The sequence below is a fragment of the Candidatus Tumulicola sp. genome (assembly GCA_036490475.1).
In the GTDB taxonomy this organism is placed as follows: Bacteria; Vulcanimicrobiota; Vulcanimicrobiia; order Vulcanimicrobiales; family Vulcanimicrobiaceae; genus Tumulicola.
This window is the reverse complement of sequence record DASXDT010000005.1, coordinates 101,200-123,978: the sequence shown is the minus strand read 5'-3', so window position 1 is coordinate 123,978 and position 22,779 is coordinate 101,200. Positions and strand designations below refer to the sequence as shown.

Sequence of the window (22,779 nt, the reverse complement as noted above, 5' to 3'; positions counted from 1 at the left end):
CGTTTCACATGCGCGTATTAGGCATCGATCCGGCGTTGCGAACCACCGGATACGGCGTCGTCGAGGGAACGCACGTCCGCATGCGGCTGATCGAAGCCGGCGTGGTGCGCCCGCGCGCGAGTGACACGCTCGAACGGCGTTTGCGCGAACTGCACGCCGGTATTACCGACGTGATCTCGCAGACGCAACCCGAATCGGTAGTAATCGAAGAATTATATACAACGTACCGTAACCCAGGGACGGCAATTCTCATGGCCCACGCGCGCGGCGTGTTATGTTTGGCGGCCGCGCAGGCGGGCCTCACGGTGCATTCGATCGGCCACTCGCACGTCAAGCGCGCGCTGGTCGGCTCGGGCAGCGCGCGCAAGGATCAAGTGAACGCAATGGTCACGCAACTACTCGGGTTGCGGCGTGCTCCGGAGCCGGAAGACGTTTCCGACGCGCTAGCGTTAGCGCTGGCCTTCGTCAACATGTCGCCGGTGCTCCAACGGCTCGGCCGCGTGCACGGCTGATGTTTACGCGCATCGACGGACCCCTGATCGAACGCACGCACGAAGGCGCGGTGGTGGGCGCCGGCGGCTTGGGTTATGAAATTCTGCTTCCGCCATGCATCGCCGAAAAAATTCCGAGCAAGCCTGGCGAACGGGTAACGCTGGACATTTTTGCGGTTCTCAACATGGACGGCAACAGCGGCCGCTTTACCTATTATGGGTTCACCAATCCGATCGAGCGCGCGTTTTTCGAATCGCTGTTGAGCGTCGCTTCGATCGGTCCGCGCTCGGCTGCGCGCGCGTTTTCGCAGCCGATGTCGGTGATCGCGCGGGCCATCGATCGCGGCGATCATGCCTTTCTGAAAACGCTGCCGGGGATCGGACAGCAAAAGGCGCGCGACATCGTGGCAAAGCTGCAAGGCAAGGTCGCAAAGTTCTTGTTGATTCAAGACGCGCCGCAGACGCCGCCGCCGCCCATGCCCGACTTCGCGAGCGAAGCACTCGCGGTGCTGCTGCAACTCGAATACAAGCGCGTCGAAGCCGAAACGATGATTCGCGAGACGCTCGAAGCCGATCCGTCGATCGACGACTCCGAGCGTCTATTGGCGGAGATATACAATCGGAAGTCGTCGAAGTCGCCGGCATGACCGAAGGCGACGCGCGCCACAGGCTGCTCGGTCCCGACGATGCAGAGCGCGTCGTCGACCCGCAGGACACGCTCGAGGACGAAGTCTACGGCGCGAGTTTGCGTCCGCGTTCGTTCGACGATTACGTCGGTCAAGATTTGGTGGTCGAGAACTTGCGCATCTCCCTCGACGCCGCGAAACGCCGCGCAGAGCCGCTCGAACACGTTCTGCTGTACGGTCCGCCGGGTCTGGGAAAGACGACGTTGGCGGGATTGTTGGCGCGCGAAATGGGCGCGAACTTCCGCCCGACCAGCGGACCGACATTGGAGAAACCCAAAGATCTGGTCGGCATTCTCACGTCGTTGGAAGACGGCGACGTGTTCTTCATCGACGAGATTCACCGGCTCGGACGCGTCGTCGAAGAGTTTCTGTATCCGGCGATGGAAGATTTTCAGATCGACTTCTTGGTCGACCGCGGCGCGTACGCAAAGACGCTGAAACTACCGCTCAAGCGTTTCACCCTGGTGGGAGCGACCACGCGGGCCGGTATGCTCACGGCGCCGCTACGCGAGCGGTTCGGAATCGTCCATCACTTCGATTACTACGCGCCCGAACAACTGGAACGTATCTTGCGCCGGTCGGCGGCCGTTCTTGGCGTCGAGATCGACGTCGAGGGCGCGCGCACGATCGCCGCACGGAGCCGCGGCACGCCGCGCGTCGCCAACCGGCTTCTGCGCCGCGTGCGGGATTACGCCGAAGTTCGAGCCGAGGGTAGAATCGATGCCGAGGTTGCGCGGGAGGCGTTGGCGCGCGAAGGCGTCGACGAGTTGGGGCTCGACCGTTTGGATCGCGGCTTTCTGCGCACGATCCTCGAGCAATACGGCGGAGGTCCGGTCGGAATCGGCGCGATCGCAGCGACCTTGACCGAGGATGCCGAGACGCTCGAAGACGTCGTGGAACCGTACCTCCTCAAACAAGGGTTCGTTATCCGCACCGCATCCGGACGTCGCGCGACCGACGTGGCGCGCAAACATTTAGGCGTCGCGTTGCCGCCCTCGATACAGGAGCGATTGCTATGACGCTGCGTCGCGCGCGCTTTCTCGGATTGGTGGCTGCGACGTGTGCGCTGCCGTTGCGTGTGAAAGCCCAGGACGACGTGGATCCAGCAAGTAACAGCGCCCGCCCGGCGTTGCGCGTGTTGCTCGGAGCGGGCGATGCAGAACCTGCCTCCGGCGGCGGATTCGTGTTTGCGGGACGCGCGTATCGAGGATCGTTCCAACGCCTACCGAGCGGCGAGATCGTCAATCTCGTCGACGTCGAACAATATTTATACTCGGTCGTGCCGCGCGAAATGCCGCCGTCGTGGCCGGCCTCGGCGTTACAAGCGCAGGCGTTGTGCGCGCGCACGTACGTGCTGCAGCGTAGCAATCCACAGCGAGCGTACGATCTGGTTCCCTCCGAAGCCGATCAAGTCTACAGCGGTCTTTCGAGCGAAACGCCGGCCGGACGCGCTGCGGTCGATGCGACGGCCGGACAAGTGGTGAAGTTTAACAACGCGTACGCGCAAATTGCGTACTCGTCGTGCTGTGGCGGCCACACCGAATCGTCGTCCGAGGCATGGAGCGGCGGCGCGGTGCTGCCGTACCTCGGCGGCGTGCCCTGCACGTACTGCTCGTCTTCGCCGTACTACCGGTGGCAGACGACGATCACACTCGACGACGTGACTCGTGCGTGCGGCCGGCGGCTCGACGCAACGGGGGCGTTGCAAAACCTTCGTGTGTCGTCCATCGATGCCAGCGGACGTGCGCGCGGGTTCGATCTCACCTGCGAGCGTGGGACGGTAACGATCAAAGGCGAGACGTTTCGATTACTGGTAGGGAGCCACGTTTTACGCAGCCTGCTCGTAACGAGCGTTCGTCAAGCGCCGTCACCGCCATCGCTGTGGTTCGAGGGCGACGGCTCGGGCCATGGCGTCGGGTTGTGCCAGTGGGGCGCCCGAGGGCTCGCCCAGTTGGGCCGTTCGGCCGCCGATATCATAGCGTGGTATTTTCCTGGAACGTCGATCGGCAACGTCTGACGACCGTCGTAGCGACGCATATCGCTACGAGCTGCCGCCGGATCTCATCGCCCAGCACCCCGCCGGACGGCGCGACGCGAGTCGTTTGATGGTGCTCGAGGGCGATGCGATCGAACACGCGCATTTTGCCGACTTACCACAGTATCTGCGTCCCCGCGACGTGCTGGTGCTGAACGAGACGCGAGTGATCGCCGCACGATTGTTCGGTTCGCGCGAGCCGAGCGGCGGCCGGGTCGAGTTGCTGCTGCTGCATCCGGCCGGTGGCGGCCGGTTCGATCCGAACGCTTCGCGTTGGGTCGCGCTTGCACGCCCGGCCCGCCGGTTGCATACCGGCGATCGCATCCGTTTCGATGCCTCCGGTAGCGCACGCGTTACCGCCGAACTCTCCGACGGTGCGCGCGAGGTCGAGTTCGAATTGCTAGAACCGTTCGAAGCGTTTCTGGAGCGAGCCGGCCGGTTGCCGCTGCCGCCTTACGTGCACGACGATTCTCATGAAAACGAGCGTCGTTATCAAACCGTGTTCGCGCGAGTGCCGGGCAGCGTCGCCGCACCGACCGCCTCGTTGCATTTTACGGACGAGTTGTTGGGCGAGATCGAAGCGCTCGGCGTCTCGATCGTACGCATCGTTCTCGATGTCGGACTCGGGACGTTCCGCCCGATGACCGCCGAACGAATCGACGATCACGAAATGCACGCCGAGCACTACGAGATTCCGGCGGCTGCGTCTCGAGCGATCGCGACGGCGCGCGCCGGCGGCGGTCGGGTTGTTGCGGCCGGGACGACCGTTGTGAGGGCGCTGGAAAGCGCTGCCGATGAGGACGGAGCCATCGCGCCGGGCGTCGGAAGAACCAGCCTGTTTATCACCCCGGGATATCGCTTTCGTGCGGTCGACGCCCTGATCACCAATTTCCATTTGCCGCAGTCGAGCTTATTGGTGCTCGTTGGCGCATTTGCCGGACGCGAGCGGGTGTTGCATGCGTACGAAGAGGCAGTACGCGAGCGCTACAGGTTTTTCTCGTTCGGCGACGCGATGTTTGTCTTTAGGGATTCGGAACGTAAGAAATTGTGACGCGCTGTGTCGAATTCACCGGTGCTCGTTCGACGTGTAGATAGTTAACCGCCAAACGAAGGAGAGACAATGCGATTCATGGTGCTAGTAAAACCGGGCCGCCGCGACTACGAGGAGGGCGCGCTACCGACCGCCGCAGACCTGGACGCGATGGGACGCTTTAACGACGAGATGACCAAGGCCGGCATGATTTTAGCGCTCGACGGCCTGCAGCCGACCTCAAAGGCGGCGCGCATCCGCTATCAAGGGTCGAAGGCCCCGGTCGTCACCGACGGCCCGTTCACCGAAACCAAGGAGCTGGTCGGCGGCTTCTGGATCCTTCAGGCCAAGTCGAAGGACGAGGTCGTGGCGTGGATGCAACGCGCACCGTTCGAAGACGGCGACGAGGTCGAGATCCGCCAAATTTTCGAACTGGACGACTTCGGACCGGTACTGACGCCTGAAACGAAGGACAGCTGGGTGAAACGGCGCGAGCAGCTGCCCCCGAACAACTGACGCCGACGGGGTTGCTGTGATCGACGCGGAGCAGACCCGCCGCACGATAGAAGCCGTTTGCCGGATCGAATCGGCCAAGCTGATTGCCGGCCTTACGCGGTTCGTTCGCGATGTTGGGTTGGCCGAGGAACTGGCGCAGGACGCGTTCGTCGCAGCGCTCGAGCGATGGCCGCGGGCGGGCATACCGCAGAATCCGGCCGCGTGGCTCATGACCGCAGCGAAGCGCCGCGCGATCGATCGAATTCGCCGCGACGTGCGACGCGACCGTAAATATCGCGAGCTCGATAGCGATCCAGCGAAGCCTTCCGGCGAACAGGATTCCGAACTCGATGCCGCACTCGAAGCGATCGATGCGGAGCGCAACGGCGGCCGGATCGACGACGATCTGTTGCGTCTGATCTTCATTGCGTGCCATCCGATCCTTTCGACCGAAGCGCGCGTCGCGCTTACGCTGCGACTTCTTGGCGGCTTGACGACGGACGAGATCGCGCGCGCCTTTCTCATACCGGAAGCGACGGTCGCGCAGCGCATCGTGCGTGCGAAACGCACGCTGGCCGCCGCACGCGTCCCGTTCGAAGTTCCAGGCGCGAGCGAACGCCGCGCGAGGCTCGCTTCCGTGCTCGAGGTCGTATATTTGATCTACAACGAGGGCTACGCGTCGACCGCGGGTGACGAGTGGATGCGGCCGGCACTCTGTGAAGATGCGATGCGTCTCGGCCGAATTCTTGCAACGCTGGTCGGAGACGAACCGGAAGTGCACGGGCTCGTGGCCCTGATGGAGATTCAAGCCTCACGAATCCGAGCTCGCACGACGGCTTCCGGCGATCCTATTTTATTATTGGATCAGGACCGCTCGAAATGGGATCGCTTGCTGATCGGGCGCGGCGTCGCGGCACTCGCTCGGGCCGAACGATCCAGCACCGCGCTCGGGCCGTATGCACTGCAAGCGTCGATCGCGGCTTGTCATGCTCGCGCAAAAACGGCACAAGAGACCGACTGGGTGGGAATCGTCGCTCTGTACGATGCGCTCGCACAGCTGGCGCCGTCACCCGTCGTCGAACTCAATCGCGCGATGGCGATCGGTATGGCGTACGGTCCGCTTGCCGCACTCGAGATCGTCGAAGCACTCATGGCCAAGCCCGCGTTGCGCGATTATCCCTTCGTGCACAGCGCGCGCGCCGATCTGCTCTTTAAGCTCGGGCGGAGAGTCGAAGCCCGCACCGTCTTCGAACTCGCTGCCGGCCTGACGCGCAACGCGCGGGAACGCTCGATGCTTCTACGCCGCGCGGAACTGTCAGTCGGCTAGATCGTATCTGCAGGCGAAACCGTGACCGTGAGCACTACAAGATTCCGTAGCTGTGGCGAAAGCGATCGCGACTGCGCCCGAGCACGGTGGACGAACCATCGAACGCGGGGGCGCGCTCCGTGCATACGAAGAAGCGGTCCGGAAACGGTATCGCTTTTTCTCGTTCGGCGACGCAATGCTCGTTCGCCGGAATGGCCTCGAAGTCTGAAGAAGAAACTACTTATCCGCCTCGTGCTCTGAGATAAACGGCGGTCGAGTCAGCTCGACGACTTGGAGGAGCCCTGGAAAGTTGCAGAGGTTGGTAATCGTCCCCAAATGAAAAACAATTCGCCCCTTACGACTTGAACTGATGGTGGTGGATGCGGGCCGCAAGCAGTCTGCGGCATTTCGTACGTTGAGCGCACTGTTTGTGGCGATCTGCTTGATGTCGTCGCGTTCGGCATCCGGCGCAGAATCTCGGGGTTCATTGCGCGGAGTGATGCCCGTGCCGGGACTACGTATCTACATTAAGCCGGCGGCCGGTTCAGCGCAAAAAGGAATGTGGGTATCCACGAACGGCCGAGATTTCAGCGCGGACAATTTGCTACAGGGGAGCTACACCCTTATCGTACACTTCGCCAACTGTTGCGGATTCACGCAATCTGCGTCGATACGAGCCGGGCATGTGACAAGGGTGCAGATCGATATGTCCCGCTACTACGAAGAGACGTTCGCCGCGGAGCTTGCACGCTCGAGCTTAACGAATCTCACGATCGCACGCGACGGCAGTAAATGGTTCGTGGAATATCTAGGTCCGTTCGCGCGCATCGCACACTTGGACGTCGATGGCCACCTCCATGAATTCGCATTGCCGGTGTTACCCGTCAATAGTCCGGTATCATCCCTTACTCCCCGCAGCGATGGTAGCCTCTGGTTTGCGGACGGTAAAAACCTCGAGCGTATCACGCACAAGGGCGAACTCGAAATCGTGGCGACACTCCCGAAGAGAATCGACGAGTTCGTGACCGCTCCAGACGGATCGATTTGGACTTGGAGCATGCAAGGGTCGACGGTCACGCGTTACAGCCCAATGACCCGCCAAATGCATACCTTCGAGTTGCCGCCGGCAAGCCCGGGAGAAGAAAATGCCCGCCTAAGCGTCACGAACGGTAATGTCGCTTGGTATACGAGTCTTGCCACAAACAGCATCGTCCGATTTTCTGGGGACGCGACGACGCGGATTGTTCTCCCGTGGAAGTGTGGTCCGAATTGGGTTCAAGAATGGGGGGATAAACTCGTGTTCTCGTGCTGGAGCGGAACGTTTGGCGCCGGGGTCGTGGATGCGAAGGACATGCGAGCAACGCCGCTTGCGGTACATGCGAACACCGACGGTTCGGTTTCCTTCGCCGCGCAATTAGGCGGCCTCGTGTGGCTTATCGACCGTAGAGGCTCCTCCCTCATCGGCATCGCATCCGACGGTGCGCAACGCAGCATATCGTTGACCCCACCGCTTTACGCATTTAACCTGATAGCGGCCAACGATCGCCTATGGTTCGTCGATAGTGCGACATATGCGATTGCCGCCGTTTCACCGAGCGGGGAAGTCACGCGTTATCACATCCCCGAAGCGCATCGAGACTCGGAAACAAATATGAGTCCGATAGACGAGCTCGTCGCGGATTCAAATGGCAACGTTTGGTTTTTGATTCGTAAGGATTTTGCGCTGTATCACATAACGCCGGATGGCCGATTGATACGAACGCCCATCGCATTTCGTCCCGTTGAGATGTTGCATTAATGCTGCGTTGGGCGTTGAGCGTCATCGCCGGAGCGCTGCTGCTCATTGGCTCGACGGCCGAAAGAAGCGCCCCGGGAACGGTTGTCGTCACCACGGTCAACTGCCTTGAGAATCTACACGCACAACCGCGGATCAGTTACCTGCGCATGAACGATCCCGCGCTTCCTCACGGTGCGCTACACGGTCGCACGGGTTTGGAACGCACGGTAAGCCAGACGGGATATCGTCTTGCGCCCGGCTTGCACAAATTTACGCTTCACCTAGCGCCGGGAAACTACGAGATTTATGCCTCCGCCCTGGGGTGTTGGGGCGGACAGGTGATGGCTATCGTGCTTCCATCCAGGACTCGCTCGACGTCCATCGTCTTGGGTGGCTTTATGACGATGCTTTTCGACCACGATCACGCCGGATTAGCCGGAACCATACCAGTTGCAAATGCTCGGATGGAAGTGTTGGATACACAGGGATCGTACGGATCCCCGTTCATCGACGTCGAGGACGGAGCGTTCTACGTGGACAGCTTGCAACGTCGAAGATGGATACTGCGAATCTGGACGGGTCGCGACATGCACGCCGATTTCCCAATCGATCTTTCGGGCGTTCGGCCCGGCGACTACGTGACGGTTTCGCTACGTGCAAGCGACGTCCGATCGCGTGTAGGGTACGGCGGCCCGATGTTTAGCGATCCCGGCAACGTAGCGCCGACCGGTGGGGGAGCATGGTATACGAATTCCGGACGCTCTACGGTCGGCTTCGCGCGCACCGACGGCACGCACGTCGAGTACTCGCTCCCGGGCTCGGGCGAACCATACGCTATTATGCCGGATGATGCAGCCGGTGCCTGGTTCAGTCGCGGCGACGGTCGTATTTGGCACGTCGATTCTGTTGGAAAGGTGAGCAGCATTGACCCAGGCGCGAGCGGTTCTGCGGATGGACGTGACTCTAGCAGATCGCTGCTGCTTGACGAGGACGGCTCGCTCCTCGTGGTGTTTCAGAAACCACGACGGATGGTACGGGTAAGCGCGCAGCTTGTGCTATCGGCCATACCCGTTCCCGATGCGGTCGAGCTCGAACGGTCGGGGGCGGAGCCTGATGGAACGCGCTGGTTCAACATGCGAGACGAGAACGATCTGGCCCGCGTCGACGCCGCCCGAATGACCACCGTAGCCGCCACTCCAGTGAAACTCTCGCCAGAGATAACGCGCGTGAATAGCGCTTTCTACCTGATCGATCAGCCACCAAACCGTTCTGCGCGCCTAATGGCAAATCATGGGCAATACGACCGGTTCGATGACAGCGAGCAAGTTATATCGGATATTTTTGGAAACGTATGGTTGACGCAGTGTTTCGCCGGCAGTATCGAACATTTAAATAGTCACCTACACGGTGCATTGTTCAACGAGTTTGGCTGTCCGGAGTTCGCCGTGAGCGACGGCAGCGGCGGCTTATGGTTTTTAGGCGACGATGCAACGCGACTCTATCATATTTCCCAGAGCGATGCTGTGACACGATATCCCTTGCCTGACCCCTCGGCGTATCCAGGTAGAATCGCCGTCGCGGCCGACGGGAGCGTGTGGTTGCCCGAACATGGCGTCAACCGAATAGCCTACCTAAAAGGCGGTAAATTTTCAGAGATAAGCCTCGGCAACCCGGGCGCCACACCGCATCTTATAATAAACCCATAATATAAAGATAAAGAAATCGCATTCTCGGGCGCGACGTGTCCGGCAATGTCGGAGCCTACGCACAGACTCTTGAGGACCTTGCCCTCAGCGGTGCAACGAATCCATCGGCGCCACGGTAACCGTGGACGCGTGCGTGTACCAGACGAGTCCAGGCGCTCCGTTCTGTTGTTTACGGACGTGTTTGCGCAACGTGTAGTCGACCGCAACGCTACCGCTATTTTTCGCTTTCGAATAGAATGCGGCTAACGACGCCGCGGCCTGCACGTCGTCGCTCGACGGCTCCTCTCGGTCGTCACGAGCGAGCACGACGTGCGCGCCCGGTATGCCGCGCGTATGGAACCAGAGATCGTTCGGACGCGCGATGCGAAACGTTACGTCGGCGTTTTCGGTTGGCGAACGGCCGACCACGATGCGCGAACCGGCCTCCGTGCGAAACTCGAGCAGTGCTCGTTTCCGTTTGCGCGCCGGAGGTGCGGCGTTTTTCCGCACGTTGCGTCCGTCGAGCTGGGCAGCAGCGGCTTCGACATCGGGAACGTCCTCGGGAGCGGCGCGTTCGGCTTCCCATGCCAGCGCGTCGACGGCTTCCAATGCGGCGCGCACGTCTGTTTCACGCCGTTCGATATGCGGCAATGCCGCGCCGAGCTTCTTATAGCGCGCGAAGAGGTTGGCCGCGCGATCTTTTGCCTCGTCGTGCAGTTCCGGCGCGAGTTCGTATAACGTGCCGTAAATCGTGTCGCCTTCGGTTCGGAGCACATCACGTTCGCCGGATTGGCGCCGCTTGGAATCCAGCGACCCGAGTTCGCCCTCTAGTTTTGCGGCGCGTTCGCGCAAACGTTTGATCAGCGCGGCGCGGCGGCGAGACTCCGTTTGACGCGTTCCGCCGGCCGCGCGCTCGCGGCGCCATTCGGCCAGCACGTCGAGCAAGGACGATTCACGAGAGCAGTTCGCGCCGGCAAGCGACGGCAGCGGTACGATGTGGGCTTGCACCAGCGCTCCATCCTCGCGGTATACGTAGAGGTCGCCGTTGTCCGGTTCGGCGACGGCTCGTTCGAAGGTTTCGCCGGTAACGCCGGCCGCGCTCAGTGTCCGCGGCATCGATCCGGCGTTGGGCGGGAGTGGCGGCAACTCGTACGGCAGGCCGGCCTGTACGCTACGCCGGGTGTTTTCTGCCGGTGAAAATTCCTTGGCGGCGGCGACGACCTTCTCGCCTTTCGTCATAATAATGTTGCCGAATCGCGGCACTAATTCGGCGTACACGTCGAACTCGTCGCCGACGCCGAAGCGCGACCGCGAGGAGAAGGTGCAGCGAAGCACGCGATCTCCGTGGCGCGCCTTCACAGCTGTGAGTACGGTGCCGCGCAGCGACGTCGCCAACGCCCGCACGAACCCGGGCTCGGCCAGAATGCCCAGCTCGCCGTCTTCGATCGTGACCGCCGGCGGCGAACCGAACGGATCGAAGACGAGCAATCGAGCGTTCGGGCCACGACGAAGCACGATTGCCGTCCGGCCATCCGGCAGCAAACCGGCATCCGTTACTTTTCCGCCGCGCAGTCGGGCTTCGAGCTCGCGTCCGAGACGTCGGACCAGCAGCCAATCGGTAACCACGGCGCAGTTGGTTCGTGCCGCGCCGGCAGGTTTCCGGGCCGGAATTCATGAATCGAACGGGCTGACCTTGACTAGGGAGCGTGCGTGATCGTCGGGCCGGGGCTACTGTTTGTGGTGTCCGGCCCTTCGGGTGCCGGTAAGGACACGCTCGTCGAAGCGCTCCTGAGCAAGTTGCCGCGGCTTCGCTATTCGATTTCAGCCACCACTCGGGCTCCGCGCCCGGGCGAACGCGACGGGGAACACTATTTCTTCGTTACGATGGAAGAGTTCGAACGGCGCCGCGACGGCGGAGCGATGCTCGAGACGCGCGAGTATAACGGCAACCTTTACGGCACCCCGCGCGATTACATCGAGCAGACGGTGGCGATGGGTGACGACGTCATTATCAAGCCCGAGGTCAACGGTGCGCTCGCCATCAAGGCAGCATATCCGGACGCAGTGCTGATCTTTCTCGTTCCGAGCCGTTTCTCGCATTTGCGCGAACGGTTGCTCGCGCGGCGAACGGAAACGAACGACGAGATCGCGAGCCGTCTGGCAATCGCGCACCGAGAGATGGAGTCGATCCGGCGATTCGACTACATCGTGGTCAACGAACAAGACCGCCAGAACGATGCGGAGTACGATTTGGAGGCGATCCTCCGAGCCGAACGCTTTCGCATCCACCGGTACAGCGATGACTCGCTGAATCAGGTGCGACGCTCCTAGCGCGCCGGGCGCGCACACCGAACGGAATAAGGTAACCCTTACCATCATGAAAAAATCAGCCTTCGGCGATCTCGATTCGCTGCTGGTCCACGCCGACTCGAAGTTCAGCTTAGTCAATATCGCGACCAAACGTGCACGTCAGTTAAATAATTGGATCCGCGTCCAGCAGTTGCCGACGACCGAGCGGCGCGAGTATTTCGCCAGCGAGCCATTGGTAGACAAAGACTCGATCAACCCGAACAAGGCCGTTTCGATCGCGCTCGACGAAATCGCCGAAGGCAAGATCGCATACCATCGCACGCGCGAAGGCATCAAGTAAACCCCGGGAGAGCAAACACATGTGCGGCATCGTCGGGTACATCGGCCCGAAGGACAGCGTCCCGATCATTCTCGACGCGCTCGGACGCCTCGAATATCGCGGCTACGATAGCGCGGGCATAGCGGTCATCGACGCCGACGGCAAACTTGCCGGCTCGAAGGCCGAGGGCAAGCTGTCGCGTTTAGCCGAGCGTCTGAGCAATGGGGAGTCGCTGCAAGGCAGCGTCGGCATCGGACACACGCGCTGGGCGACGCACGGCCGTCCGTCGGATGCCAACGCGCATCCTCATTTGGATTGCAGTGCGGCGATCGCCGTCGTGCACAACGGCATCATCGAGAATTACTCGCCGTTGCGGGCGCGCCTGCTCGAGGCCGGCCACAAGTTCAATAGCGAGACCGACACCGAAGTTCTGGCGCACCTCATCGAAACGCATCTGCGCGACGATCCCGGCGCCGGATTGGTCGGCGCGGTGCGCCGCACGTTGGGAGACGTGCGTGGAGCGTACGCGCTGGGCGTCATCTCGAGCGACGACCCCGAGCATCTGGTATTCGCACGCAACGGCGCCAGCCCGCTGGTAATCGGCATCGGCGAAGGCGAGATGTTCGTCGCGTCCGATACGCCGGCTATTCTGCCGTACACGCGAAAAGAGATCATTCTCCAAGAAGGCGAGATTGCGGTCGTCGGCAGCGACGGCTACACCCTCACTGCCTATGACGGACGGCCGATCCATCGCGACCCGATCACCGTGACGTGGGACGCATCGTCGGCCGAAAAGAGCGGTTACAAACACTTCATGCTCAAAGAAGTGTTCGAGCAGCCGTCGGTCATTCACGAGACGCTGGCCGGTCGCATCGATAGTGCCGGCGACGTGCATCTCGGGCGCGAGCTCGGGAGCATCAGCGAAGACTATCTGCGCAGCATCAGCAAGATCGCCGTTACCGGCTGCGGCACGGCCTATCACGCCGGTCTGGTCGGTATGTACCTGTTGCGTTCGCTGGTGGGCCTACCGATCGAGCCCGAACTCGCCAGCGAGTTTCGCTACGGCGATCCGGTCATCGATCCGAGCGCACTGGTAATCGCGATGTCGCAATCCGGCGAAACGGCCGACACGATCGAAGCGGTTCGTATTGCCAAACAAAAGGGCAGCGCCGTGCTCGGCATCTGTAACGTGCTGGGATCGCATCTGAGCCGTCTGGCCGACGGAACGCTGTACACCCGCGGCGGACCCGAAATCGGCGTGGCAGCGTCCAAGACCTACGCCTCGCAAGTGACCGCGATGACGCTGTTGGCACTGTATTTGGCGCGCCTGCGCGGCACGACTCCGATCGAGCGGCTGCGGGAAATCGCGGAAGGTACGAAGTTGCTGCCCGCGGCGGTCGACGTCGTGCTCGACACCTCGCCGCAAATCCGTAAGGTCGCGAAATCGATTCGGAAGTCGCGCAGCGTGTTGTTCCTCGGACGATTCGTCAACTTCCCGACCGCGCTGGAAGGCGCGCTCAAACTCAAGGAAATTTCGTACATCCACGCCGAGGGCTATCCGGCCGGTGAAATGAAGCACGGCCCAATTGCGTTGCTCGACTCCACGGTGCCGGTTGTCGGCATCATGACCGAGGATCGCGTGCGGGAGAAGATGCTGTCGAACCTGATGGAGTCAAAGGCACGAGAAGCGCCCATCATCGTGGTCGCAAACTACGGCGACGAGGATGCGGCCGCAATCGCCGACCACGTCTTCTGGGTGCCGAAGGTCGACGAACTGTTGTCGCCGATCGTCAACGTCATTCCGCTGCAGCTGCTGGCGTATCACATCGCCGACATTGAAGGCAAGGACGTCGACCAGCCCCGCAATCTCGCAAAAACCGTTACCGTCGAATAGCGTGCAGCGCGCCGACGGGCGGAAGCCCGACGAACTCCGGCCGGTCGACATCGTGCCGGGATTCCTGAAGTATGCCGAAGGCAGCGCGTTGGTGAGCTTCGGTAACACTCGCGTGCTGTGCGCCGCGACGCTGGAAGATCGCGTACCACCTTGGATGAAGGGCCGCGGCACCGGCTGGGTGACGGCCGAATATGCGATGTTGCCGCGTGCTACGCAAGACCGCACGCAACGCGAATCGTCAAAGGGCCGCATTGGCGGACGCACCCACGAGATTCAGCGCATCATCGGTCGCGCGCTACGCGCCATCACCGATATGAGTAAGCTCGGCGAGCGCACCTTGTGGATCGACTGCGACGTGATTCAGGCCGACGGCGGTACGCGCACCGCGGCCGTTACCGGCGCCTACGTGGCTCTCCATCTCGCCTTGCAAACGATGTTCGACCGCACGGACCGCGTGCGTTGGCCGTTATCGAGCGCGGTGGCTGCGGTCAGCGTCGGGATGGTCGGCGGACGTACGCTCTTGGATCTGGCCTATGAGGAGGACAGCCGGGCCGAAGTCGACATGAACGTGTTCATGACGCAAGCCGGGCGCTTCGTAGAGATTCAGGGTACGGCCGAAGCCGAACCGTTCGATCGCCGTCAGTTCGACGGCATGTTGGATTTGGCCGAGGGCGGCATACGCCAGCTGTTTGCACTGCAATCGCAAGCGGTCGGCGATGGCGGCTGACGGACGCATCGCGGCGTTGGCCGCGAGGGTCGGCGAGTTTCATATCACGGATCGTGCTATGCGGCGCGCCCAAGACGATTTCGAGCGCGTGCTTGCGAGCGGCGATGCGAGCGCCGACGCGTCGTCACGCTACTTGCAAGCGGTGCGACAGTACTTCGACGGCTTCGCGCGTGAGGCACGCGGGCATCTGCGCGATGTCGATCGCCGGCTGGTAGATCTCAATCAAGTGCAGTTCAATCTGACGGCCGAACGCGCAGTTGCGATCAAACGTATCGAGGGGGCCGAAGGCGTCCTCGGGCAAGCCGTACTGTTGCTGGAGCAGCCGGCATGATGCGCATGCTCGACCGCGTGGGTCGAGCCACCATCAACTTCTTCGAGTACGCCGGCGGCCTGACGTTGCTGTCGGTCGAGTCGGCCGGATTCATCGTTCGGCTGCGCGTGCGCTTCAATGAAACGATCGCACAGGCATATCTGTTGGGCGTTCAATCGACGATCATCGTATTACTGACGTCGCTCTTTACCGGCATGGTGATTTCGCTCGAATCGGCCCAACAGGCCGTGCAGTACGGCGTCGGCAATTTGGTCGGCGGCGCGGTCGCGTACGGGTCGGTTCGCGAGCTGGGACCGATGCTGACGGCGGTGGTCGTCGCCGGACGGGTCGGTGCTGCGATTGCGGCCGAGATCGGCTCGATGGTGGTGACCGAACAAATCGAGGCTCTGCGCTCGATGGGCATCGAGCCGGCGCGTTATTTGGTAGTGCCGCGGCTCCTCGCGTTGTTGTTGATGCTGCCGCTCTTAACGATTTTTGCCGATGTGATTTCGATCGTCGGCGGCGGCTGGATCGCGCAAACCTACGCACATATATCGGTCGACACGTTCATCGCTTCGGTCCGCCAGACGATCGGTATCAGCGACGTGCTCAAGGGTCTGGTCAAAACGTTCGTCTTCGCGATCATCATCGCGATGATCGGTGCCTATCAGGGTTTGACGACCAAGGGGGGCGCCGCGGGCGTCGGCGTTTCGACGACCGGTGCCGTTGTGCTGGCGATCATCATGATCTTTATCTCGAACTTCACGCTCTCATTCTTGCTGTTCGGAGGGTAACGAACGGCATGCCAAAGCCCGCATCGAACGTTATAGCCCGCCTCGACGACGTGTCGCTGTCGTTCGGCGATCGCATCGTGTTGAAGAACTGCAACCTCGACATCGTCGAGGGCGCGATTACGTGCATCGTCGGTTTGTCGGGTGCCGGCAAGTCGACGATCTTGCGCCTTCTCGACGGGCTTATTCGTCCGAGCTCCGGGCACGTGTACCTGCGCGGCAAAGACATCTGCCATATGACCGAGGAGCAACTCATCCCGGCCCGGCGAAAGATCAGCCTCGCCTTTCAGTTCGCGGCATTATTGGATAGTCTGACCGTCGGCGAAAACGTTGCCCTTCCGCTCCAGGAGCGGGGAGGCATGAACGACGCTCAAATCCGCCAGACGGTGATGGATTCGCTCGACAGCGTCGGATTGGAGCACACCTTCGATAACCTTCCGAGCGAGCTTTCGGGCGGCATGCTCAAACGCGCCGGGTTTGCGCGCGCCATCGTTACCACGCCGGATCTGGTGCTCTACGACGAGCCGACAACCGGATTGGACCCGGTCGTGACCGGGCTCATTACAAATACCATCAAAAAGTTGCGCGGCAAGCTGAACGGGACGGCGGTCGTTATCTCGCACGACATGGATTCCATCTACGCCATGGCCGATTACGTGGCGATGCTGTTCGAGGGCGCCGTGATCGCCTGCGACACGGTCGAGGGTATCAAGAACTCGATTAATCCTATCGTACAACAGTTTATTACGGGCTCGCAGGTGGGGCCCATCCCCATCTAGCCGGGCTATGCAACGAGGCACTTGGAAGCGGAGGGCAAATACGCAAAAGCTATGACCAGGCAGGCGCAGGTAGGCGCGTTTACGCTCGTCGCCCTCCTCTTTTTGTTCGGCGTGTTCTACGTCATCACCGATTTCGGAACGCGCAGCACGGGCTACCAGATGGGCGTGCATTTCCGCTCGGCTGCCGGCGTGACGCGCGGCTCGCTGGTCTATTTTAGCGGCGTCGAGATCGGCTCGGTCGACGACATCAAGCTGCTCGACGACAATTCCGTGGACGTCATCCTGTCCATCAGCCACGACGTCGACATCCCGCAATCGTCGCGCTTCCTGATCCAAGCGCCGCTGACGGGTTCGCCCAACGTCTTGATCGTGCCGCCGGTCGGTTTACGCCCGCCCTTCGCCACGCTCGAACGGAGCGTACTTCCCGTCGCACTACAGCCGCAAGGCACCAATAGCGCTACCGTCGCCGACCTGCTCGATGCGGGTCAAGGCGAAGTGAAGAAGTTCGATCAGCTGATGTCGGAGCTGCAAGCGCGTACGCCCAAACTGCTGAGCTCGCTGCAGTCGACGATCGATAGCGCCAATGAGTTGGCGGTTTCGACGAAGTCGTCGATGCAAGTGCTATCGCAACGATTGCTCGCGTTGAGTGCGAGTTTGGAGACCGGGCTGAGCGCCGCCAGCAACAATGTGGCGCAACTCACGCAAACGCTCAACGGCGCCGCGACCACCGATTCGACCAAGGTCTCCGCGTTACTCGATCAGTTGAACACGACGTCGCTGTCGCTCAACAAGTCGATGACGGCGCTCGAGGGTATGGCGACGGATCCGCAGCTCAAGGCCAACGTGTTGGCGACCACGCAAAACATCGCGACTACGACGGCCAACCTGGCAGCGCTTACCAAGGATCTACACAACGTCACTGGCGATCCAAAGACGCAACAGCAGTTACGCGATACGGTTGCCAATCTCGACGCGACGATGCAGCGAGCCAACTCGTTGCTGGGCGAACTGGGTGGCCAGAGTAGCGTTCCGGGCGTGGATCCCAATGCTACGCCGTATCCGCCGACCGTTCCGGGCGCGTCGCCCTATCCGGTGACGCCGAGCGGTGCCGCGCCTGCCCCGGCGCCGACGTCGGCCGCGCACGCCAAAATCGCCAATCAGCTTTCCACCTTATCGCACAGTCTGGTCGCACTCCAGCTGCGCCTGAGCGGACTGTCGGTGCAACAGAACCCGGGCTTGAATCCGGTGATGACCAGGAGCCAGGGACCGCTCGGCGACATCAATGCGATCATCTTGCCGCACGCCTCGACCAGTTTGATGGTCGGCGCCAACTCGATTGGCAACAACACGACATGGAACGCGGTGCTGCTCAAAGGCAACAGTTCGAATTTCACCTTCGGCGGCGGCGTGCTGTACTCGCAAATTGGGGTGATGGGCCGTGCCAACGTGATCAAGGGCTTTGGTCTGGAGACGCGCGTGTACGATCTTACGTACCCGATGATCGATCTCTACGGCAACATACACGTACTGAAGAATGGCGAGCTGTTCTTCGGCCAACGCGATATGACGCACGCCAGCCGGCGCAATACGGCCGGCTTTCAATACACGTTCTAGCTAATGGATCGCGTCCGTCCTCGAGTCGGAATCATCGGCGCGGGTGCGATGGGCACGCTGTTTGGCTATCATTTGGCCGCTTCGTGCGACGTCACGATGCTCGATCAAAATACGGCGGTCAGCCAGGCGATCCAGCGCGACGGTTTACAGATCGACGATCGTGCGCCGCGAGCGGTATCGGTGGCCGCCGAGGCGCGCGACTTGTACGGCTCGAGCGTATTATTCTTATTCGTTAAAGCCGTCGATACGCTACGCGCATTGCGACCGTTCGCCGGCGAGCTCGATCCGGCATCGCCGGTCGTGTCGTTGCAGAACGGCATTGGCAACGAAACGGCGATCAAAACCGCGCTCGGCGGATCCGTGCCCGTAATTCTCGGGATCACTACTGAATCTTCGCTTACGATCGCGCCGGGACGCGTACATGCATCGCACGGCGGCAACTCCATTTTAGGTTCGAATGCGACGTCCCAAGCGACGCTTCGTTCGGTGGCCGACTTGCTGCTCAAGAGCGGGCTACAAGCCTCGGTGGTGTACGACATCCGGCCCCATCTGTGGGGCAAGCTGGTCGCGAACTGCGCGATCAATGCGCTGTCGGCGCTCCTCGATTGTGAATCCGGAGCGATTCCACGCGATCGCAACGCCGCGCAAGTCGCGCACGCGTTAGCATCCGAAGCGGCAGCCGTCGCCGCGGCGCAAAAAATCGCGTTGCCGTTTTCGAACGCCTGGGATTATGTGAAAGAAGTGATCGCGTTGGGCGCCGACGCGAAGAGTTCGATGGCGTTCGACTTAGAGTCGGGGCATCCGAGCGAAATCGATCACATCAACGGCGCGGTCGTCGCCTACGGACGCCGCAGCGACACGCCCACGCCGGTGAACGAAACGATCGTGCGACTAATCAAAGCACGAGAGTCGGTATTGTCTCGCGCGCGGCTCTAGTTATCGAGGGATCCGGGCGTTGACGGCGGCGAGCACCGCGTCGAGGAGAGAAATCAGCGCGATACGCGGCGTCGGGAGCAAAGCGTACCCTACGCTTGCGGGTGGAGTTTTAACAGACGGATCGCGCCGGCTTGCGTTTCGATATCGATCGAACGCGTGCCACCACCGTTCACGTCTCCATCGATCGTTTCCGAGCGTCCTTGCGACGTGCCTCGAAGATTGAAGTCTGTAAACAGCATTCCGTTGTCGGTATGCAGGCGTACGTGGAACTTGGCGTTCTCGTTGACCCATACTTCGGCGTCGCCATGACCGATCGAGTAGTGCAACGTTCCCGGCCAATCGATCGAGCCCATCGTCGATGAAAGATTCCCGTCGCCGACCGATGCTTGCGCGTACGACCGTACCATGATTTGCACGTCGCCCTTGTCGGCGCGCACGCGAACGCTGCCGGTGATATTGGTAACGTGCACGTCGCCGTTCTTCGAGTCGATCTCGAGTGCCACGCCATCGGGCACGCGCACCAACAACGATCCGACCGGCTGCGGCACGCCGACCGTCAAGCCGTCGCGGCCGCCGCGCAGCTTCGGCGGGGCCGTCTGGGTCTTCCCCTTTTCCGCCGTAGCGCTGATCGTAAAGCGATTGCGTGGCTGTCCCGCGGCGGGGGCGAAGGCGCTGACCGTGCCGCCCACGGAGCGGATCAACATCGTTGCGCCCGGATTAAGCAAGCCGACGGTCGTTACATATGGTGCCTGATCGGAACATCCCACGATCGCCAGCACGAGAAGAAGAAGCGGCGTCGAACGGACTCTCAAAGGAGACTTCATCGTTATGCATCGTTCGGCTCGCACGTCCATTTTCGCTCTCGCTGCGCTCGTCCTGAGCGCCTGTTCCGGAGGGCAAACCGGCTCGAGCGTACCGATTACTGCGGAGGCCCGCGCAGCGACGGTCCGACATGCCGCCGTCTGGATTCCGCCCGCGCAATCGACGTTCGCGATTCAATACGATGGAAAGCTCGACTTGAGCATCGACGCCGACACCTACGATCTCGATGGATTCGATACCAAAGCAGACACCGTGAGCCAACTGCATCAGGACAACCGTCACGCCGTGTGTTACATCTCGGCCGGCACTTGGGAGAATTGGCGCCCGGATGCCAAACAGTTCCCGAAGAGCGTGCTTGGAAATCCCGACGGTCATTGGAAAGGCGAACGTTGGCTCGACGTGCGCCAACTCTCGATCCTCGAGCCGATCATGGCGGCGCGTTTTCAGATGTGCGCGCAAAAGGGCTTCGACGCAGTCGATCCGGATAACATCGACGGCTACGAGAACAAGACGGGCTTTAAGATTACGTCGCAGGACCAGCTTGCCTACGATGAATGGTTAGCGGCCGAAGTCCATTCGCTCAACATGTCGATCGATCAGAAAAATGATAACGACCAAGTCAAAGACTTGCGTCCGTATTTCGACTTTGCGGTGTTAGAGCAATGTTATCAGCAGAAATATTGCCAGCAGTTTACGCCGTATACCGACGATAACGCGCTCGTCGTCGATATCGAATACAAGGGATCGAAATCGCAGTTCATCAACGACGTCTGTCCCGCAGAGGCGGCATACAAGGAAACGGCGTTGCGCAAGCATCTGAACCTGAACGCCTGGGAGATTACCTGCTCGAGCTAGCCGCCGGCACCGGGCTCGGTTCTTCCAGGGTATTTCGCAAGGGTAACTGTAGCGGCATCGGCGACGCTTCGTCGCCAGGCGCGCCGACGTTTTCGAACTCGATCGTCGTCTGCGTGTAGATTTCACCGGCCACGGCCATCGGAGCGCCGGCGACCTCGCGGTCGATATAATGCTCGCCGTCGATATCGATAAAGTCGACCGTCCAGGGGATCTTGGTTCCGGGTCCGTCTAAGAAGTTGATGCTGACGCGCAGGCGCCAAACCGCGTAATCGTTCTCATCAACCCACAAATCGCGCAATCGATATTTCCCGGGGTCGTGTAGGGCACGGAGCGTCACGTGATAGCAGAGATGTCCGTCGACCGTTTCCTGACCGGCATAGAGCATCACATAGTTCCGGTGCGCTGCGACGACGACGGCGATAACTGGTAGCTCGGGGGACGGCGTCGGCGTTGGCGTCACGCGCGGATCGGGGTCGTGATATTCTTTGCGAATTTCCGCAACGAGAGCGGCAGAGTTGAACGGCGTTGGTTCGGGCGCCGGCACGAACGGCGCCATGCCGAACGAGTAGGTGGGAGCCAGAAGCGGAACGCCAAGGAAGTCGACTGGCGGTTCCGGTTTTCCGATACGGTAAAAACCGAACAGCGAAACGTTCAAGCCACCGGGAGGCCGGACCGGATGATCTTTTTCGAAATCGCTGATCGGATCAACCGAAATTGCATCGCCGGCAGCGTCGAAGCGCGTTTCGTAGCGCTCGACTCGTTCCTTGCCGCCCTCCACGATCCGGACGACGACGCGATACGCTAGCAATTGCGGGTACCGTTGCGAGAGCCAATAGGCTTGCGCGCGGGCGTAGATCGCGTACGGGTCGATCGGGGGAATCATTCGTCCATCTTGTCGCGCGGGTGGGCGCGATCGTACGCGCGTTTCTTGTGTTGCATCGACATCTTTAGATAGATGCCGGTCGTCGCGAGGCTTTCATGGCCCAGAAACTCGCGGATCGTCTCGAGGTCGACGTCGTTCTCGGCGAGATGCGTGGCGAACGAATGCCGAAGCGTGTGTGGGCTCGCATGGCGTTGTACTCCGCTTACTTTATACACTTCACGGAATATACGCCACACGTGCATCGGTGACAGCCGTTTGCCGCCGCGTCCAAGGAATAGCGCCTCGTCTCGGCTACGCGGGCGAACGGCCAGATAGGCGGCGATCGCCTCGGCCGCCGAACGGTTGATCAGCACCATACGTTCCTTGCTGCCCTTGCCGTGAATGCGGACCTCGCGGTTCTTTAGATCGACGTCACCGAGATCGATGGTGGTGACTTCGGCACGGCGGATACCGGCCGCGTATAACAGCTCGAGGATGGCGATGTCGCGGCGCTTGCGGTCTTCGGTGCGACCCGCGATGGCCTGAGTATTCAAGAGTCCGCGAACCTCGTCTTGGTCGAGGTGCTCGGGGAGCTTGCGTTCGAGCTTCGGGCCGGCCACGATGGACGCCGGGTCGTCGTCACGGACCGCCGTCAACTTGAGGAATTTGTACAACGCTTTTAGGGACGACAGCTTGCGGCGCACGGTGCGCATGTCATAGCCTTTGTCGCCCGAAATATGCATCACGTACCGGCGCACCTCCGAGGTGGTGGCGGTGCGCAGTTGCGGATACTCGCGCCCCATCGGCGATTCGTCGGCGGCTAACTGCGTCAGGTACGCCCCGAACTCGTGCAGGTCGCGCGCGTACGCTTCGACCGTTAGCTGGCTACGATTCCGTTCGAGCCGCAGGTACGCCATCAGATCCAGGATGATCGGATCGACCACCGGGGTGCCTCGCCGGGTCCGAGCTGCCACTGGAGCCTCCTCTCCCGCTCACTACCAAGGAAACATAATAACAGTTTTACTGCATTCGAGTGGATGAAGAACGACCCTGCT

24 protein-coding genes are annotated in these 22,779 nt (G+C 61.2%); 20 read left to right on the top strand and 4 right to left on the bottom strand.

The window, feature by feature from the left end:
- The first annotated feature begins 8 nt into the window (after positions 1-8).
- The 10 genes from ruvC to VGF98_04235 all read left to right on the top strand — a co-directional run bounded on the left by ruvC (position 9) and on the right by VGF98_04235 (position 9,526).
- Complete coding sequence (ruvC, locus tag VGF98_04280) at positions 9-512, top strand: crossover junction endodeoxyribonuclease RuvC (GenBank protein HEY1680838.1); 504 nt, start codon at positions 9-11, stop codon at positions 510-512.
- A complete protein-coding gene (gene ruvA / locus VGF98_04275; protein HEY1680837.1) occupies positions 512-1,138 on the top strand; it encodes a Holliday junction branch migration protein RuvA in 627 nt (208 codons plus the stop codon). Before ruvC ends, ruvA begins: the two co-directional genes overlap by 1 nt.
- The gene (ruvB, locus tag VGF98_04270; GenBank protein HEY1680836.1) at positions 1,135-2,196 is read left to right on the top strand and encodes a Holliday junction branch migration DNA helicase RuvB; all 1,062 of its coding nucleotides are present in this window, start codon (positions 1,135-1,137) and stop codon (positions 2,194-2,196) included. The genes ruvA and ruvB overlap by 4 nt, the downstream gene beginning before the upstream one ends.
- Entirely contained in the window at positions 2,193-3,194 is a 1,002-nt protein-coding gene (locus VGF98_04265; GenBank protein HEY1680835.1) for a SpoIID/LytB domain-containing protein, read from the top strand. The genes ruvB and VGF98_04265 overlap by 4 nt, the downstream gene beginning before the upstream one ends.
- On the top strand, positions 3,163-4,263 hold the full coding sequence (queA, locus tag VGF98_04260; GenBank protein ID HEY1680834.1) for a tRNA preQ1(34) S-adenosylmethionine ribosyltransferase-isomerase QueA: 1,101 nt from the start codon (positions 3,163-3,165) through the stop codon (positions 4,261-4,263). The genes VGF98_04265 and queA overlap by 32 nt, the downstream gene beginning before the upstream one ends.
- Positions 4,264-4,332: 69 nt before the next feature.
- Positions 4,333-4,758 carry a YciI family protein gene (locus VGF98_04255; protein HEY1680833.1) on the top strand — a complete coding sequence of 142 codons (426 nt, stop codon included), beginning with the start codon at positions 4,333-4,335 and terminating at the stop codon, positions 4,756-4,758.
- Positions 4,759-4,774: 16 nt separating this feature from the next.
- Positions 4,775-6,064, top strand: a complete 1,290-nt coding sequence (locus VGF98_04250) for an RNA polymerase sigma factor (GenBank protein ID HEY1680832.1) — start codon at positions 4,775-4,777, stop codon at positions 6,062-6,064.
- Between the two features lie 52 nt (positions 6,065-6,116).
- On the top strand, positions 6,117-6,272 hold the full coding sequence (locus VGF98_04245) for an S-adenosylmethionine:tRNA ribosyltransferase-isomerase (GenBank protein HEY1680831.1): 156 nt from the start codon (positions 6,117-6,119) through the stop codon (positions 6,270-6,272).
- Positions 6,273-6,548: 276 nt separating this feature from the next.
- Positions 6,549-7,841, top strand: a complete 1,293-nt coding sequence (locus tag VGF98_04240) for a hypothetical protein (GenBank protein HEY1680830.1) — start codon at positions 6,549-6,551, stop codon at positions 7,839-7,841.
- A complete protein-coding gene (locus VGF98_04235; GenBank protein HEY1680829.1) occupies positions 7,841-9,526 on the top strand; it encodes a hypothetical protein in 1,686 nt (561 codons plus the stop codon). The genes VGF98_04240 and VGF98_04235 overlap by 1 nt, the downstream gene beginning before the upstream one ends.
- A gap of 84 nt (positions 9,527-9,610) precedes the next feature.
- On the opposite strand, the gene VGF98_04230 is transcribed toward VGF98_04235, so the two are convergent.
- Complete coding sequence (locus tag VGF98_04230) at positions 9,611-11,131, bottom strand: NFACT RNA binding domain-containing protein (GenBank protein ID HEY1680828.1); 1,521 nt, start codon at positions 11,129-11,131, stop codon at positions 9,611-9,613.
- An 84-nt stretch (positions 11,132-11,215) separates the two neighbouring features.
- Between VGF98_04230 and gmk the strand changes: the two genes are divergently transcribed.
- Genes gmk through VGF98_04185 form a run of 9 tightly spaced genes read left to right on the top strand, consistent with a single transcriptional unit; the run spans position 11,216 to position 19,185 of the window.
- Positions 11,216-11,836 (top strand): guanylate kinase, encoded by a 621-nt coding sequence (gmk, locus tag VGF98_04225; GenBank protein HEY1680827.1) that lies wholly within the window; start codon positions 11,216-11,218, stop codon positions 11,834-11,836.
- Positions 11,837-11,882: 46 nt separating this feature from the next.
- A complete protein-coding gene (gene rpoZ / locus VGF98_04220) occupies positions 11,883-12,155 on the top strand; it encodes a DNA-directed RNA polymerase subunit omega (protein ID HEY1680826.1) in 273 nt (90 codons plus the stop codon).
- Between the two features lie 19 nt (positions 12,156-12,174).
- A complete protein-coding gene (gene glmS, locus VGF98_04215) occupies positions 12,175-14,028 on the top strand; it encodes a glutamine--fructose-6-phosphate transaminase (isomerizing) (GenBank protein ID HEY1680825.1) in 1,854 nt (617 codons plus the stop codon).
- Position 14,029: 1 nt separating this feature from the next.
- Entirely contained in the window at positions 14,030-14,755 is a 726-nt protein-coding gene (gene rph / locus VGF98_04210) for a ribonuclease PH (GenBank protein ID HEY1680824.1), read from the top strand.
- The gene (locus VGF98_04205; protein ID HEY1680823.1) at positions 14,745-15,086 is read left to right on the top strand and encodes a hypothetical protein; all 342 of its coding nucleotides are present in this window, start codon (positions 14,745-14,747) and stop codon (positions 15,084-15,086) included. Before rph ends, VGF98_04205 begins: the two co-directional genes overlap by 11 nt.
- Positions 15,083-15,859, top strand: coding sequence for an ABC transporter permease (locus tag VGF98_04200; GenBank protein ID HEY1680822.1), 777 nt, complete (start codon positions 15,083-15,085; stop codon positions 15,857-15,859). The genes VGF98_04205 and VGF98_04200 overlap by 4 nt, the downstream gene beginning before the upstream one ends.
- 8 nt (positions 15,860-15,867) lie before the next feature.
- Positions 15,868-16,635, top strand: a complete 768-nt coding sequence (locus VGF98_04195) for an ATP-binding cassette domain-containing protein (protein ID HEY1680821.1) — start codon at positions 15,868-15,870, stop codon at positions 16,633-16,635.
- Between the two features lie 51 nt (positions 16,636-16,686).
- Complete coding sequence (locus VGF98_04190; protein HEY1680820.1) at positions 16,687-18,249, top strand: MlaD family protein; 1,563 nt, start codon at positions 16,687-16,689, stop codon at positions 18,247-18,249.
- Positions 18,250-18,252: 3 nt separating this feature from the next.
- The gene (locus tag VGF98_04185; GenBank protein ID HEY1680819.1) at positions 18,253-19,185 is read left to right on the top strand and encodes a 2-dehydropantoate 2-reductase; all 933 of its coding nucleotides are present in this window, start codon (positions 18,253-18,255) and stop codon (positions 19,183-19,185) included.
- 89 nt (positions 19,186-19,274) lie between these two features.
- On the opposite strand, the gene VGF98_04180 is transcribed toward VGF98_04185, so the two are convergent.
- Positions 19,275-19,997 carry a DUF4097 family beta strand repeat-containing protein gene (locus VGF98_04180; protein ID HEY1680818.1) on the bottom strand — a complete coding sequence of 241 codons (723 nt, stop codon included), beginning with the start codon at positions 19,995-19,997 and terminating at the stop codon, positions 19,275-19,277.
- Positions 19,998-20,013: 16 nt separating this feature from the next.
- Between VGF98_04180 and VGF98_04175 the strand changes: the two genes are divergently transcribed.
- Positions 20,014-20,862, top strand: coding sequence for an endo alpha-1,4 polygalactosaminidase (locus VGF98_04175; protein ID HEY1680817.1), 849 nt, complete (start codon positions 20,014-20,016; stop codon positions 20,860-20,862).
- Here VGF98_04175 and VGF98_04170 read toward each other — a convergent pair.
- Positions 20,846-21,745, bottom strand: a complete 900-nt coding sequence (locus VGF98_04170) for a hypothetical protein (GenBank protein HEY1680816.1) — start codon at positions 21,743-21,745, stop codon at positions 20,846-20,848. The genes VGF98_04175 and VGF98_04170 overlap by 17 nt on opposite strands.
- On the bottom strand, positions 21,742-22,698 hold the full coding sequence (locus VGF98_04165; GenBank protein HEY1680815.1) for a tyrosine-type recombinase/integrase: 957 nt from the start codon (positions 22,696-22,698) through the stop codon (positions 21,742-21,744). Before VGF98_04165 ends, VGF98_04170 begins: the two co-directional genes overlap by 4 nt.
- Positions 22,699-22,779 lie beyond the last annotated feature (81 nt).